Annotated in this window: 5 protein-coding genes; 2 read left to right on the top strand and 3 right to left on the bottom strand. The window is 34.2% G+C overall.

What is annotated here, in order from left to right:
* Window positions 1-7: 7 nt before the first annotated feature.
* Entirely contained in the window at window positions 8-904 is an 897-nt protein-coding gene (locus U0D62_RS19135; RefSeq protein WP_322288938.1) for a MerR family transcriptional regulator, read from the bottom strand.
* Between the two features lie 180 nt (window positions 905-1084).
* Window positions 1085-1642, bottom strand: a complete 558-nt coding sequence (locus U0D62_RS19130) for an RNA polymerase sigma factor (RefSeq protein ID WP_322288937.1) — start codon at window positions 1640-1642, stop codon at window positions 1085-1087.
* A gap of 89 nt (window positions 1643-1731) precedes the next feature.
* On the opposite strand from U0D62_RS19130, the gene U0D62_RS19125 reads away from it, so the two are divergent.
* Window positions 1732-2898, top strand: a complete 1167-nt coding sequence (locus U0D62_RS19125) for a FecR family protein (protein ID WP_322288936.1) — start codon at window positions 1732-1734, stop codon at window positions 2896-2898.
* A gap of 192 nt (window positions 2899-3090) precedes the next feature.
* Complete coding sequence (locus U0D62_RS19120) at window positions 3091-6228, top strand: TonB-dependent receptor (protein WP_322288935.1); 3138 nt, start codon at window positions 3091-3093, stop codon at window positions 6226-6228.
* A 116-nt stretch (window positions 6229-6344) separates the two neighbouring features.
* Here U0D62_RS19120 and U0D62_RS19115 read toward each other — a convergent pair whose 3' ends face one another.
* Window positions 6345-17105: a LysM peptidoglycan-binding domain-containing protein gene (locus tag U0D62_RS19115; protein ID WP_322288934.1), complete on the bottom strand. Its 10761-nt coding sequence runs from the start codon at window positions 17103-17105 to the stop codon at window positions 6345-6347.
* Window positions 17106-17112: the final 7 nt, after the last annotated feature.

Genomic DNA, 17112 nt, shown 5'->3' with positions numbered 1-17112 from the left:
GTTATGATTAAAGCTCTGTAATTAAATCACTAATCGAATCAAAATAACGATGATTAGGAGCGCTATTTTTAGAAATATTAATAGTCTGTTTACCTAACATCCAGAATTCACTGATTTTATGGGTACATACTAATTTATTAAATTCTTTTGCATAATCTGTAACTCTTTCTTTTTCGGGCTTTACTGTAAAATACGATACAAAAATGGTATTTTGATGAAAATCTAACATACTAGGAAGACTATCCAAAGGGATACTGGCTCCTAAGTAGATAGCTTTATAACCTCTTAATAAAATTTCATAATTGATAAACAATAACCCTAGCTCATGTATCTCGTTTTCTGGAAGATATAATATAAAGGCTTTGTCTGTTTTAGTAGGCTTTATAAATTGTACTTTTTCAATATTGACTAATAATTTTTGCTTAATAAGATTAGAAATGAAGTGTTCATGAGATGGATTAATGGTATCCGTTTGCCATAACATTCCGACTTCATTCAATAAAGGAATAAAGACATCACAAAATACTTGTCTAAAGGTTCTTTTTTCTAATAAATGTTCATAAGTGTTTAGAAAAAGATTGAGATCATAATTAAGCATCGCAATCTTAAAAGAATTAATAGCTTGATTTTTAGTGCTATTATCAGATACGATTCTTCTTACATATTCATTAATTTCGTCTTCATTAAGTTTAGAAATTCTTGAAATCTTGTAACCACTATTAACTAAGTATGTTACGTTTAATAATTTTTGAAGACTTTTTAAATTATAGGTGCGTATATTAGTTTGAGTTCTGTCTGGAGTAAGCAATTCATATCTCTTTTCCCAAATCCGAATGGTATGCGCCTTAACGCCACAGAGGTTCTCAAGGTCTTTAATGCTAAAATTCTGCTTAATGTTGTTCACTTTTTTTGTAAAATAGTTAAACAAATTTAACAAAAAGTATGATGCAAGCTTTTTATTAATTGTTAAAATAAAAGTTAAACTTGTTAATTTTTAACAATTATTATAGATGATTCTTAAAAAGAATAGTATTTATATGTTTGATCTGTAGGTTGTTAGATGGTAAGGCGCTTCGTACTATAATCACAGAAAAAAAATAGAGATATTAGCTTTTAAAAACCGTAGAGCTTTACTAATATGTACTTCAACAGTTTTTGTAGAAATACCTAAAATTTCTGCTATTTCTTTATGTTTTTTTTGTTCTAATCGGCTGAGTTTAAATACTTCTTTGCATTTTTTTGGGAGTTGCTCAATAGCTTTTTCAAGTCGTATCCAATCTGCTTCCGTCTTATCTTCTTCTTTTTCAGAATAGAGTTCAAAAAGAGATTGCCACTTTAATTCATCGAGTGCATCATATTCTCTTTTTTGTTGACGCAAATACATAAGAAATTCGTTGTGACAGGATCTAAAAAGATAACTTTTTAATGAAGTAGTGATCCGTAAAGAAGTTTTCTTTTCCCAAAGTTTAAGAAAAACATTTTGAACTAAATCTTCAGACAAAGAAGCATCTCCAGATAGTTTATAGATATAATTACATAACCAGCTATAGTACTTATCAAACAAGATTTTATAGCTATTTCTATTACCGTCTATAAGACCATCAATTAAAGGTTTTTCTATTTGCTGTTTATTGTTTTTCATCACGAATTTACGCAGCTAAATTAAAAAAAATTAAAATATAGTAGGGGTTTTTTGTTTTTTCTGCATCATGAGTGTAGAAAATAAAAGGAATGAATAATTATTTAACAATTATAAAGAAGTATCTAGAAAAGGATATTACATCCTCTGAGAAGGAAATATTAAAGCAATGGCTGGAAGAGGATATTGAACATAAAGTAATTTTTAAAAAAGAAATACAATCTTGGTATGTTACCAAAGACGAAATAAATACAGACCCCAATACTGCGTATAATCGTTTTGTTAATAGTATAAATGATAAACAGACCAAAACAATAAAACTGCAACCGTGGTTAAGAGTCGCTTCTTTTGCTGCAGTTTTAGCTGGAATTCTTTTTGGAGTGTATTATTATACCGGTATTGAATCTTCAATAGTTGATAGTAAAACAGAAATTGTTACCATCGACAAAACATCGTCTGATAAAATCAAAATAGTACAATCAGATGGGACAGTTACCTACATGGATTTTGAGAATAAAACCGATATTACGAATAACGTTGGAGCCCTGGTTGCTAAAAAAGATAAGGATCAACTCGTGATGAGTGGGGATAAAGCTATTGCTAAAACAGAATATTTAGAAATTTCTATTCCAAAAGGGAAAATTTTTCAACTCACGCTATCTGATGGAACCAAAGTTTGGTTAAATGCTGCGAGTACACTTAGATTTCCTCAACAATTTATAGGTTCTGAAAAAAATAGAATGGTTTATCTCGAAGGAGAAGCATTTTTTGATGTTACTACAAATAAGAAACAACCGTTTATTGTAAAAACTGGTAGTATGGATGTAGAGGTATTAGGAACGCAATTTAACGTATCTTCATATGCAGAAGATGCAACAATTAAAACCACTCTTGTTGAAGGAGCAGTGGCAATTAAGGAGGAAGATAATTCTTCTAATATTCTTAGATTATCACCAAGTTATCAGGCTATCTTTACTAAAAGTGGTAATGAATTACGTAAAAAGAAGGTTAACACCTCGCTGTATACATCCTGGATGGATAAGAAGATTGTACTGCAAAACGAATCTTTTGCAGAGGCATATAAGAGAATCGAAAGACTTTATGATGTTGATATTATAAGCAATAATAAAAAACTAAATAATACACGTTTTACAGGAGAGTTTGATATTGAAAATGTAAGAGAGATCCTAAATGTCTTTTCAGAAACTATAGATTTTACATATATGATAGAAAATAAGAAGATTACAATCAATCCTTAAAAACACAAAAAAGGAAGTGCTGCAACACTTCCCTCACTTGTAGGATTATTAATTAACTGAGTACTAATAACCAAACTTTTCAAAATTATGAAAAAAAAGGGTAACAGCACGCTTAATTTAAGTATAGCGCGCAAATCAATTAGATTAAAAATGAGGCTTACACTGGTTTTATTTTGTTTTTCCATCTTTCAGATGACTGCGATCTCAAGTTTTTCGCAGGGCAGAATAGAATTGGATTTTGAGAAAACTCCCATTACTAAGGTATTAGAGGAGATTAAAAATCAGACTTCGTATAAATTTTTCTATATAACCGATGAAGTCGATCTGAGTCAGGTTACTTCGATCAAGGTTAAAAAAGAAACATTAGATACTGTACTACAATTACTTTTTGAAAATACAGACATTTCTTATGCTATTATAGGAAAACAAGTAGTATTAAAAAAAGCGGATCCAAGTAAAGAAAAAGAGAAGTTACAACGAGAAATTAAGGGTAATGTAAAAGATTCTAACGGAAGCCCACTTCCTGGAGCCAATGTATTAGTAAAAGGTACTTCTACTGGAGCGCAAACAGATTTTGAAGGTAATTTTACCATTAGTTTATCTGGAGACGCTTCAATACTGGTTATTTCATACATAGGTTTTGAGACTACCGAAGTTGATGTGACAGGAAAAGATTTTATTTCGGTAACCTTAAAAGATGCATCAGCACAATTAGACGATGTTGTTATTGTAGGGTCTAGAAACCCAAGCCGTACGGCAACTCAAACAGCTGTACCAATTGATGTAATTGATATTACTGAAATAGCAACACAAGGACCGCAAACGTCGGTAAATGAAATTTTAAACTATGTAGCACCTTCTTTTACATCACAAACACAAACTGTTTCTGATGGAACAGACCATATTGATCCTGCTTCCCTTCGTGGATTAGGACCAGATCAGGTATTAGTATTAATTAACGGGAAAAGAAGACATAATACTTCTTTGGTAAATGTAAATGGTACTGTTGGAGCAGGTAGTGTAGGAACCGATATGAATGCAATTCCTACAGCAGCTATCCAACGTATAGAGGTGTTACGTGACGGTGCTGCTGCACAATATGGTTCTGATGCAATAGCAGGTGTGATTAATATTGTATTGAAAAAAGCAACCGGTAAACTAGATCTTACAGTAACTACAGGAGCTAATTTTAGTAAGAATTCTAATCAGTTTGATGGCGGTAGTGATGGAGAAAAAGTGAAAATAGAAGCTAATTACGGATTACCAATAGGAGAGAACGGAGGGTATATCAATTTTACGGGGTCTTTAGCAACTAGAGAGCCGGCATTACGTAACCGTGATTATCAAGGTGATATTTTTAGAGGATATCACGCCGCAGAACGTGTATTTGCTGCTGGAGGAGGAAATGTAGCCGAAATGACATTGGCAGATTATCAAACCGCAGCACAAGGAATTACATATCTTGATCAGGCAACAAGAGATCAGATTGCAGCTCTGGATGTGAGTAATCCTGCAGATATTGATACTTTTAGAGGATTATTAGATTTTGATGCAGATGAAGATGAACTGGCTGCACGTGGATTAACTCGTGCTGATTTTAGATTTAAAGTAGGTACTGCCAAATTAAGAGAAGGAAAATTCTTTGCCAATATGTCTATTCCGCTAAGTGAAGAATCCGAGATTTATAGTTTTGGAGGAATAAGTTATCGAGAAGGTCTGGCATCAGGGTTTTATAGAAGACCAGCACAAGGAGATGGTCGTGCCAATACTCCAGCATTTCCAAATGGTTTTTTACCCAACATAGGAACCGATATCGTAGATAAATCCATTGCCATAGGAATTAAAGGAAAAGTCAAAGAATGGGATGTTGATTTTTCAAATACCTACGGGATCAATACCTTTGATATTACAGTTGGTAACTCAAGTAACGGAACACTAGGAGTTGCTACGCCTCGTACATTTGATGCCGGAGCATTGAGTTTTATGCAAAACACTACCAATCTTGATATTAATAGATTTCATGAAGATATTTTTAGCGGATTTAATGTTGCATTAGGAGCAGAATATAAAGTAGAAAATTATGCGATTGAAGCTGGAGAAGAAGCTTCTTATACTAGTTATGATATTAACGGAAACCCAGTAAATAGTGCTACACCAGATGATCAATTAGTACGTAATAATTTTACCGGAGCAGTATTAGGTGGAGGATCGCAAGTATTTAGAGGATATGACCCCAATAATGAAACTGATAAATATAGAAATAGTATTGCAGGATATATTGACCTGGAAGCTGATTTTACAGAGGACTGGCTGGTAAGCCTTGCCGGAAGATATGAAAGCTTCTCTGATTTTGGAGATACATTTAACTACAAACTGGCAACACGGTATAAGATATCAGAAAATTTATCTGTGCGAGGAGCTAATAGTACAGGTTTTAGAGCCCCTTCATTACACCAGCAGTTTTTTAGCAGAACGAGTACTGTTTTTGTAGATAACCAACCTTTTGAACAAGGGACATTTACTAATGATAGTAGAGCAGCTGCTTTAATAGGGATTGCTCAATTAAAAGAAGAGACCTCTGATAGCTATAGTTTAGGACTAACTGCAAAAATTCAAAACTTTACGATCACCGCCGATGCATATTTGATCAATATAGATGATAGAATTGTATATAGTGGTAGTTTTGGTAATGGAGGAGATCCAGAATTAACACAAATATTCCAGGCTGCTGGAGCCACTAGTGCACGTTTCTTTGTGAACGCTATTGATACTAAATCACAAGGTATTGACGTAGTTATTGCTCATAAAGCTGAGCTGGGAGAAAATACTACATTAAAAAGTGATTTGTCCGCTACTTTTGCAAAAACTGAAGTAGAAGAAATTCGTGTACCAGAAAGAATTGCTAATGCCGGTCAAGGAGGAAACTTTTTTGACGCTCAGGAAGAAGCGTTTTTAACTTTAGCGCAACCAAGAACTAAACTAAGTCTTACTAATGCCCTTTCTATAGGAAAATATAATGTTTTACTTAGAAATGTGTTCTTTGGCGAAGTTACGGATCCTGATGATTTTAATGGAGACCCAAGAGTAGATGGCACACCGGTAAGTGATGATGCAATTTATGGAGGAAAAATAGTTACTGACCTTTCTGTATCCACAGAGCTTTTTGAAAACCTAAATATTACTATTGGAGCCAATAATCTGCTAGATGTATATCCAGATGAGAATAGAGCAGGAGGAACAGCAGGAGATCAGTTCGTATTTTCAAGAAGAACTTCTCAATTTGGATATTCCGGTAGATTTTTATTTGCGAGAGTTAATTTTAGCCTTTAATAAGAATATCAATTATAGATTTCTAATTGATATTATAGAGTTTGTTTCACTAATTTAGTTTTTGTTAACCAGAGATAGGCAAGGGCAGTATTAACTACCCTTGTCTATTTTTTTATTTATAATCCTTTAATATTTTTATATGGAAGTGTCAAATTAGATAATTGGATCAGTGGTAACTGAGTTTCGGTTACTGCAGAGAACACGGATAGGTCAAATGAAAAATATGCATCTGTAGTTGTTGGTTTGTTCTCTTGATACCATTTTCCTAAAGCTTCTGCCAATTGACACACAAAAGGAGTATCGGCTGTAATTTCTCCCGGGCATCCTCCTGTTGGGATTTCATAATCTCCAGGGATTTCAAAGGAAAAAGGAGTGTATAATAATATCGGTAGTTGGATTGATGGTAAATCACTTTCGGATTTTGCCTGCAACGAATAGTTCCATGCACCACTTATTTTGATGGTTTGTTGTGCTAATTCATCATAGGTGAAAAATGTTTTAAAGAATGTAGCTAAATGCTCTGATAATGGTAATGTGCTTCCATTCTCATTTACTATTTTGGCAATATCAATTGGTGTATTGTTACTTAGTAATGGAATTAGTTTATTAGAGAACCTGACTAATGGAGTACGGTAAATAAAATTATTGTTTGTAGGATTGTCTTCTACCAAACCTTCGTTTCTAATCACTGCGATCCCTGCCCACGTATTTTGGAATTGTAATACATTTAATCCACTTACCTCAACGGTTCTATCCGGAATTTCAAAAGAACAAGGATATCCTAAATATTCTTTTGTTTTTGCATCCGGATCTTTTACATACCAATATGAGTTTTCAATAGGTGTTCCAGATTCATCGGTTGCTTGTACTCTTGTGTAATCTTTGATATTAATTACAGGAATATTAGGTATATCAGCTTGTTGAACAGTTAATTCATTAATAAATAGTTGTTTATCAAGTTCAGACATATCTTGAGGAGGAACTATAGTAACTACCAGACGTTTGCATTCTTCATTATCTTGACAATCACAAGTAGTAGTAAAATGTAGGTCCTCTTTTTGCTGTATAATAAAATCATAGGCACTTATTGTCTCTTGAGACGATTTTAAGAATGCAGTGTTTTTATTATACTGACTCCAGGCTAGGGCAAGGTTGTTAGTCAATTGTACCATAGCTTGCATTGCATAAAATGCATTATCAAGATTAGGATCAGTTTCATCAGATGATGGAGATATGAGTGTTAAATATTTGGTCATATCATTTAGTACAGGCGTCCATACACTTATCATCTGAGCCATATCATTAAATAGATTTCTGGCACTGCTACTACGTAAAGCAGCGTTTAGTTGATTATCAAAAGTATTGAATGTAATATCTGAATAGATTTGATCCTGTGCCGCTTGATCTTCAGAATAGGTATAAGTAAAATTCCATTCAGAAGCTTTTTCAAGTATCTCCTTGGTCGTATCACCAGATACCGATACCGCATTACCTTCTTGAGTTGTTAATGTTGGCGGTTTAGGATAGTTACGCAGTACAATAGGAATATCTACAGTTCCTAAAGACTGCTGTAATGGTGAGTTATCAAAATCAGGTTCTGCGGTTTCTGCCAGATTTATTGGCACTATAAACGTTAACCATTGTGAGGCCTGATATCCTTTTACATCAGGTACATCTGTAATATCAAATTCGATATGAGTAATTTGATAATCCATATCAAGAGGTACTGTAGTAAATTCTTTGGCATTTTTTGTTGAGAAGATAAAAGACATATCTGATGTTTTTTCTCCATCTTCAAAATCCAATTGAATCTTAGCATTCGATATTGAATATAACTTGCTATCTTCTTCAGTATTATTAACAATGCCAGGAGTACCATATAATCGCGGAGCAATCTGATCAGGATCTTCTCTTGTTATTCCGGATTGAGCGGTTACCTGCATTTGTACTACCGCATTAATAGTATACGTGTTTCCTAACTGCATCAGTAATTGTTGTTTAAACTTTTCTTGTGCACTTAATGTTCCAGAGGTGCTTACTTCTGGTGCAGTTAGAATAGGTGCTACTTTGGTTGAGATAGTTTCTGCAAGTAACGATTTTGAATTTGTTATGGCTTCAAGATATGATGTAGCATCAATTCCTTGTTGTTGTAAAAATGCTTTTTCTTCTTCAGATTTTAATTGATCTACTAGAAATCCTGGTACTGCAAATTCTGAACCTAAGAATAGATCAATAGCATCTAGACATTGTTTACCCCAAATATCCATATCAATACCTGTAAAGTTCTTAACAGAGCCTTTATCACAATCTAATCCTTTACCAGTAACATACGAACATATAGGGACATCATTTTTAGAAGTTAGACTCGTAGAAATTGGTAAAGGAGCATAGAAAGAAGCATTTAATAAACTATAAGTATAAATCTGTACTTGATAGGTGGTAAATTCTTCATCTGTTAAAACTCCTTGTAGCGCTGTATCAAAACTTGTTCTATTAGAGTATATAGTACCTATCAAAGATGTAAGCTTGTCGGTTACCGAAGTAGGAACTCCAGAAGAAGTAAGTTTAGCAATGGAATCATTGGTAAGTTCATAAGATCCTGATGGTTCTACATTCCAATAGATACCATTATCAGGTTTTAATCCCATTCTTACAATATAAATAGCTTGATTGTTTTGACTACCAGCCAGCGCTTCATTTACTCCTGTAGCAATTTTAAGCACGTATTCGTTTTCTTGATAGAAAGTTTTTTCAAAATTGATTGCAAATTCTGTTAATGAATGATTTTGAACTTTTTCTCCAGCACTATTCTCTTGCTCACCATCTGGAATATATGTGTTTGGTTGAACTACTGTACTTGCTGATGTAACCGATGGACTATCTTTAAAATCATTATTTACAAAAGAAAGATCTCTCTCCATGTCCAATACTACAGTTAACTCAAAAATAGAAGCGGTTTCCAGATCTGCTATAGTAACAGGTTGTTTTAGAGAATTCATTGAAGGAGCCGAACCAACAGTTTTACAGTATGCAATGGCATATAAATAAGTATAAATTTCTTTTACAAAATCATTAATAGGCCCTAAATCAACATTGGTTTCGATACCAGGCAGTAAAGAAGTGCTTAATGTGAGTGTAACCGTATTCTGATCTTTTTTATCAGGGTTATATTGATTGATTTGATAATAAATGTTTGTGTAAATCGCTAAATCGTGTAAAGCATTTTTTTGATAATCAGGAGCATCAGGATCATTAGGGTCAGATACACAAGGTTTACCATCGGTATTTTGATATCGCGTAATGTCAAAAGAGAAATTTAATAATAATTCTGGATCAATATCATTTTCTAGTTTTACATCATAGGTGATAAAAAGGCTAGGCCATTGTGAGAACCCTTTTAGTTCATCAAGATACCCTACTTGAACTGGTGGATTATTAAGTGGTGAATTAGTGTTTAATTCTGGATCACTAAATGGTGTTACCGTTTCATTACCATAATAATCAACCCAGTCAAAATGTATTTGTAAAGTGTTTCCGATGCCTCTATAAGGATTATCGTCTTTTTGAGGATATCCTTCTGGATAAGAGTTGTTAGGATTGTCTACTGCATATTGAGCAATAGGAATTACCTGGTTGTAATTCCAAGGTGAATCTGTATTTTCTTTGTTTTGGTCATCAGGATTAGCTGGACCAGATGGTAATCCAACAATACTTTTATTAAAATATCGATTAGCTACAACTTGATAATTCAATAAATTGTATAGGTTATTTAAATAAATTTCGGCATACCCAGAATCACTTGGATTATCTGGAGGAGTTCCAGGATCTGTACGGTTTAATTCAAAACCTGCTGTACCTTGTTGTATTGAAGATACTTTATGTACTATTTGATCAATTATCGTAAATGTTGTATTGTTTGCAAAAACAGCATCATTTCTAATTATAAATGATAGGGTATCAACATCAATAAAATAATAAGCTGCAATACTTTGCATAGTATTGCCAGGAGTGCCTTCTCCTGTAGTTATTTGATAAGTAACCGTAGGGATTTCTATTAATTGCCATACTGGTAAATTATCCCAATCTGTAATATCAGGATTTAGACTTTTAACATCATTCGGGTCTACATTAAAATAATCTGCAATAGCGGTTAGGGTATTAGACGGAGTATCCGAAGGAAGACCTACTTCGTATTGCAATCCAGTAAGAGTAATAGGACTTGCAGAGGTGTTAAGTTTTACATCAGTTTCATTGAGCTTGGCAAGTTCGCTAATTAAAATATTGTATTGAGACGAAATACTTTGCAACGTTTCATTGGCTGAGGTTGTTGTATAATTTAGATCTTCTTGAGCCTTGGATTCTGCATAAACGATAGAAGATGAAGTATCTATTTTATCACCAGTTATAGCACAATTCATAAAGTCTGTAAGAACATTATCATAAGATTTGCTGTAGGTTACAAGCAATGAGATAGAGGCATTGTCTGAAGTGTCAAAAATAGTATCTGGAAAACCAGTATTGTCTTCAATTTCATTATATAACAGATAATATCCTCCGGATCTCGTAATACTACACTCCCATAGTAGCTTTATAAAGTCGTAGAGGGTATTTAAAACCCCATTAGATTCTGGAGATTCTGCGACACTTCTTAATAAAGCAGAAGAAGGTTGTGCAGGATTTGTTTCTGTCGATAAATTAGATTGAACAACAAACGTTTTCATGTTAATATTTCCAACAGAAAGTAATCCGTCACTTCCTTCGTATAGCCACTGTATATCCTCAATTACTCCCTGATTGTTATTACCAGAATTAGGATCTAAAACTCTTAGTAATCTTTCGAGAATTTGAGTACCGGATTCATTGGCCCCAATTAATTCGTAGGTAAAAGCACTAGTTCCTGGAGCTGTATCATCAGCTTGTTTTTTGATATCTATTTCTAAGAGGGTCGACCAGCCATAATAGTCAGAATTTTTATAATCCATAACACCAGTTGTGGCATTATACGTTCCTATCTGAATATCCATCGCTGATCCAGCTCGTTTTGGTAAAGCAATCTGTTGCAGAAGCCCTGATGGGAAATTCCAGATAAGAGGAGAAATGTCAGTTTGATTTCCTAAACTGCCATAAGGAAGGTTTACTACTCCTGAAGTGCTCCATTGAGTAACAGTTTGGAATGTATATTGAACCGGGATCAAATTATAAGGCGTGATAGGAGTCAGTTTTAGAATATCTGGTTCAATACCTGTTTTTTGAGCATAATCAATTACTGTAGAGATTTGTGAGATATCTTCTGTCGTTAATGTTATCGGTAATATGGCTTCTTTTGGATCTCCAGAAGGTACGTTTCCATTAAATTGTAACCAATCCAGTGTGGTATTAATTAAATTTATTGTGAATCCTTCTTTAACGTCAGCAGGGATTTCAAACTGCTGCCCTGTTAATTGATATAATGCACAATCATCACCAGTACAAGACGAATCTGCGTTGAGTGTCAATCCAGGTAATGTTGTTGGTAACCTCATCCCGTGAAGTTGATATCTGGATACCATACCAGATAATTGTGTATAAGATTGATTTGCTTTAAAATAATCTAATATACTTTGTACATCTAAACACCTTAATCCAGGTATGTTTGCTGTACTGTAATTATCAGAATCATAGAATAAGTTGTTTAGCTGTTGGTTAGTATAGTTTGTTCCTAATATTTCTGAAGTAGTACTGTACTTTTGAGCAATTTTACCTAAAGTTTCTGCGTCATCCGGATTACTGAAAGAAGCAGTCGTATGTGTAAAAGGTTGAATTAATAATGCACCTAAAGGTTGTACCTGTAATGTTTGAACCTGAGTATCATTAGCAAGATCATTTACGGTTACGGTTGTGGTAGGTGTACTTAGTTTTTTTGCAATGCCTGTAAGTGTATCACCTGGTACAATATCATATGTAGTAGTATCGTACGTAAATGAATTGCCAGTTATAAATAATCCCGGAACAGATTGGTTTTGTAATAAGAGATCAGAAACAGAAATGTTGTCATAAACTGTACTAGCAATAGAAGAGAAGGTATCTTCACTTTTTGCTATATAATTTGCAGCTGCTATAATCAATACTGCTTCAGTGGTTAAAAGTGTATTCTTTTGGAAATCCGAATCATTAGCCAAATCAGAAACTGTAGTTTGTAATCCAGTAGCTACATCAGTAATAGTATCAGTAATTTTGACTGTATAGGTATTAGAATTATAAGTGATCTCTTGAACTTGTAATAATCCAGGAATGACTGCATTTTGAGTAATAAGTAAAGCAGTTTCTAATGCATACTTTGCTCCAATAGAAACAAAATTATCCCCATCTAGAATCGTATACATCACTCCTGTGATTTGAACATTGATTTCACTATTTAGTGGGTGTGATTGATTAGCTTTAGAGATATCACTAATTTTTACAGTATTAGTTGTACCATCAGAAGTACTAATGCTGTTTGCCCAGTTGGCCATCGCACTTAAACTATTACCGTTTGATAAAGGATATGTATAGTTCTTTAAAGCATCCTCTGCATATCCTATGAGCTGTTTTCCTATCAATACAAAATAATCTTCAAAAACAAATGTTGATATAGAATGCTCAACAGAAGCGCTTTTTTTCAGAGCAGCATTGGTATTTTCTTCTGATACTTTAACTACCAGTTCATTAAACCATTTTTTAACTTCAGATAAATATTCATCTGTAGCCATATTATAATTATTGAAGTTGACATCAACTTTTGCATCTGGAACCGATAATTCTAAATCAAAGAACATCGGGAATACAGCAGCAGTTTCAGGTTTTGCACTTTCAGTCACATTTTGAATATTTACCGCTTCAAAAGTATCTTCTAGGAATGATAACAACTTATCCGTAGGAATTGGTATTGGGTTGTCTTCGTTGGATAATAAAGCAAGTAGCATTTGAAGATCCGCTTCTGATACTGCAGACCCATCTGCTGTAGCTCTGGTACTTTCTGTACCGGATTCATCAGCATAATTTTGTATCAACCATCTGAAGAAATCCTGACTTAAATACTCAAAAGATGAAATTGTTGTGCTATCAGGGTTTTCGGCATCTGGCGCGTCAATCCAAAGCGTAGTAACATATTGAGCAGTCTGATCCTTTAAATTGCCATTTTCTGGTCCAGCTACCGTAAGATGCGGAATAAAATATATATTTAATGTAGGTGATTTCTCCTCTGAACTTGCTACCAATTTAGTATCATAATGCATTGTTTTGGTAGGCAATACAGTTAGTAAACTTGATTTTTCTGCATATACTAACGATCTACTATCAATAGAATCAGAAAGTTGCCTGTTCCAAGGAGCCATACTGGTTTGATCTGTGCCAATTGTAAGATCAGTTCGTATTTCTGCTTTGAAGCTAAAGTTAATCTTGATAGAGAATAGACCTAAGTTGAGTTTTGCCGTGACTTTTACATCTACCGATGCTACAATAGCCAAAGGCATTTTGTTATATGCTTCTAAGGTTGCCTGTGCATATACTTTTACCGTGATATTTACTGAAGCAGAGATGATTCCGAAATCTAAAGAACCATAGAGTTTACCAATTAAACCTAGAGTTCCCTGTAACCAATAATAATAAGAGGTTTCTACTTCGGTTTTATTGTTTTCCTGAAGTGCTCCCTGATAAGGATGATATGTAGCAATTACTCCTTCAAGAATTCCGAAAATAGTAACACTAAATCCAGCTTTTAATACACCATAATTAATGCTGTATCCAACACCTACTTGCATACCAATCCCAAAAACAATTACCGGATTAAAATCACCATAATTGGTTTGTGGTACTTTTTTGGTGGTTGCACTGCTCAATTTTCCAAAATAAAACCCTCCTGATCCCATGGCAGGAATACCAGGAGGAACGATCGCCTGAACGGTAAAAGATCTTGAGAAATCCAGATTGTAAGGGAATCCAATATCTACCATAAAATCGCCATTGGTATAAATCGCCAAGGCTATAGATGGTAGCGTAACGTTGACGGCTCCAAACTGTAAATAACGTAATGCATCTGGTAATGTAAGTGCTATTTGATATACGCCTACGCCATCTGAGATTTTTTTATACATGATCTCAAAATCCAAACCGGCAAAAATTTTGGCTTTACCACCTGCCATTGCAATTCGTAAACCATATAAGTTAGGATCATTAAATACAGCTTGCATTTCTAATGTCCATACAGGTTTTTCTTTAGTTCCTGCATTAAGAACTCCAAAATCAGTTGCGATTAACCAATTAGAATTTTCGTTAAAAGAAAGCAAAGAGTTTCCAGATCCAGGACCAATCGGTACTGTACCATTTTCTGGGGTTTCAAAAGCTTTTTCCATAGCGTCAGTCACTTCTTTAATAGACTGATATTGGGGAGCGTTATTTAATTCAACGTGTTGTCCCATTGCTAATAATCGCAGATCAAAATATTGCGTTCCTTGCCCTGGAACTTCTGGCATATCTTTTACATCTTGCCCTTTTTCTTTATCAAAAACACTACTGTTATTGACAGAAGGTACTACAGAACTACCATCAAATGATATTTGAACGCCTTGTGCATTTTTGGTAAGTTTGATTCCGTTAATGGTGATGAATATTAAATCAAGGCTTTTAGGTAGTTTATAATCTACAACGACTTCTTTAGTATCCAGATTATAGGTAACTTTAAAACCATCAAGGCTTACTTTATTAAGAATATCCCAAGGAGCATCTAATTCAAAGTTAGGATCAAACAGCATTTTCATGAATGAAGTAAGTAAAGATCCTACGCTCCAGTTTTTGATCTCAAAAGTAATTGTTCGACTTTCGGCAGCAACATCATATTTGGCGATAAAGCCTTCCCATTCGATCATTAATAGTTGGTCATCTCCGTCAAAATTATATCCAATTTTAACTTCTGCATTAAAGTATTCGAGAAGTATGCTTCCCATTACGCCACCAGAATATTGTTTTCCTACTTCTTTCGTAGCATCATATTTTAAGGCTAAAGCTGCAGTAATATCAATTTTCTGATTGATTATAGGAAAAGTAAATATCCACTCTATACTGGTTTTTACATCATAAGAACCTTTTTCATCTCCGTTAGGGATATCTGCTGTAAGATCAAAACTGGTAACGGCCAGATCTGCGGGCAAAAAACTAGTAGGCAATTCGAAGCCTACTTTTTTAAATAACCCATCTATTAATTGCCCTAGATCTAGCTTGTCTCCTTCTGGCATACCTATGGTTAAATCCCATCCGCCATCTTCTGTAGAAGAGTTGTAATTTACTGCTGATTGCAACATTAGATCTCCAATAGTAAATAGACCACTGATAGCTGCTGTATATACGTTTGATCCAGATTCATTTACCGGAGAAGTAGAAGTAAGTTGTAATGCGGCATCGGTTAATGATATATTGGTAATAATATCAAAAGAAACATCTCCTGTAGCGGCAAAGGCATAGTATTTTTGGTTAATATCCATATCAATACCAAACCCAGTTAATACGATACTCACGAGGCTTTCTGGTATTTTTATAAAACCACCGGTTATAGCGGCTAATAGATCATTAATTGAAACGGTACCATCAAAAGAAGCGGATAAAGTAAGATCTGATGTGATTTCTACATCAAAACCTCCTTTGAATATGGTTGGAAAAAAATCTGCTCGAGCTGAAAAAAAGATACTTTGAGCATTGATCGTTCCAGGACCGGTAACTAACCAATTGACATCAAATTCCTGGATAGTAAAATTATCAAAAAGATTCCACGCACCGTTAGATCCAACTAATGTTGATACACTGTTAATGCTTAATCCATCAGTAAAATCAAGAGATGTGCTGAACCCTTTAAAAGCGATACTATTTAAAAATTGTTGAAGAGTAGGAGGTACGATCGTAAACCAATTATTGCCTGCCATTAAAGAAAACAGGTTTAAAGGAGTTACTGGTTTATTAGGATCTGATGTTACATTAATGTCAAAAGCAGAAGATTCTGTAATAATCCCTGCACTAAAATCCATAGAAATATCATCTCCTAAATGTAATGTAAGTTGAAAATATAAAACTGGAGTTTGTGTTTTTTCAGTTTCTTCATCAGCAGCAAGACCAATTCTTTCTATATCAGGATCTTGATTTGTAGATTCTTCAATTGTTTTGATTTGAAACCCTACTCCGGGATTACTTACCTCTAAAAAATCTAAAGAGATTACTGTAGCATCTATAGCCACAAAAAGATTCATTTCTGGGTAAATAATATCTTCATTATTGACAGCAGAAGGATCTAAGCTTCCTACTAATGCTAATCGGGTACTTGAGGACCACGATGTAAGAAAATCAACAACAGGTTTAAGCCATTTTGTTAATGTAATGAGTGATGCAAAGTTTTGTCCGGTTACTAATGGTATAGTTTGATTTTGCCATGAAAACCCAGAGATATCTTCTGTACTAAAAATAAAGGCGGGAGAACTATAAGGAATATTATCAAATACACCACCAGTCATGTATTCCCAACTGGTATCAAATTTCCAGTCGCTTAGATCGATAAGTATTGTAAACTGAACATCTCCACTTGGATTAGCCGTTACAACCAGAGTAACATTTGTATTCGCCTTATCTACATTGAGTATAGTTGCTGCTGCATCAGATATCGTTAATGTATCACCTGTAGGATCTGGGATAGAAGTACCAGATGTATCGATTAGTAAAAATTTCCCGTCAGGTAATTGATATGCTTTGGTTAGTAATTCATCCAAACCTTCAGGAGGAGTCAATTGAGAATCTGTAAAAGTTGCAGCGTTGATAGTAATGTTTCCATCATTAGCTGCTGCTTGTTCTCTAAAAGTAGTTGCAAGATTAGAAAGACTCATAATACAA

This window comes from Aquimarina callyspongiae (assembly GCF_034322225.1).
GTDB lineage: Bacteria > Bacteroidota > Bacteroidia > Flavobacteriales > Flavobacteriaceae > Aquimarina.
The sequence above is the reverse complement of the archived record's forward strand: the minus strand, read 5'-3'. Positions and strand labels throughout refer to the sequence as shown.

What these genes read in the sequence shown, in the direction of transcription:
- U0D62_RS19115 (WP_322288934.1), bottom strand. Translation starts at nt 17,105, where the DNA reads ATGAGTCTTTCTAATCTTGCAACTACTTTTAGAGAACAAGCAGCAGCT.
- U0D62_RS19125 (WP_322288936.1), top strand. Translation starts at nt 1,732, where the DNA reads ATGAATAATTATTTAACAATTATAAAGAAGTATCTAGAAAAGGATATT.
- U0D62_RS19120 (WP_322288935.1), top strand. Translation starts at nt 3,091, where the DNA reads ATGACTGCGATCTCAAGTTTTTCGCAGGGCAGAATAGAATTGGATTTT.
- U0D62_RS19130 (WP_322288937.1), bottom strand. Translation starts at nt 1,642, where the DNA reads ATGAAAAACAATAAACAGCAAATAGAAAAACCTTTAATTGATGGTCTT.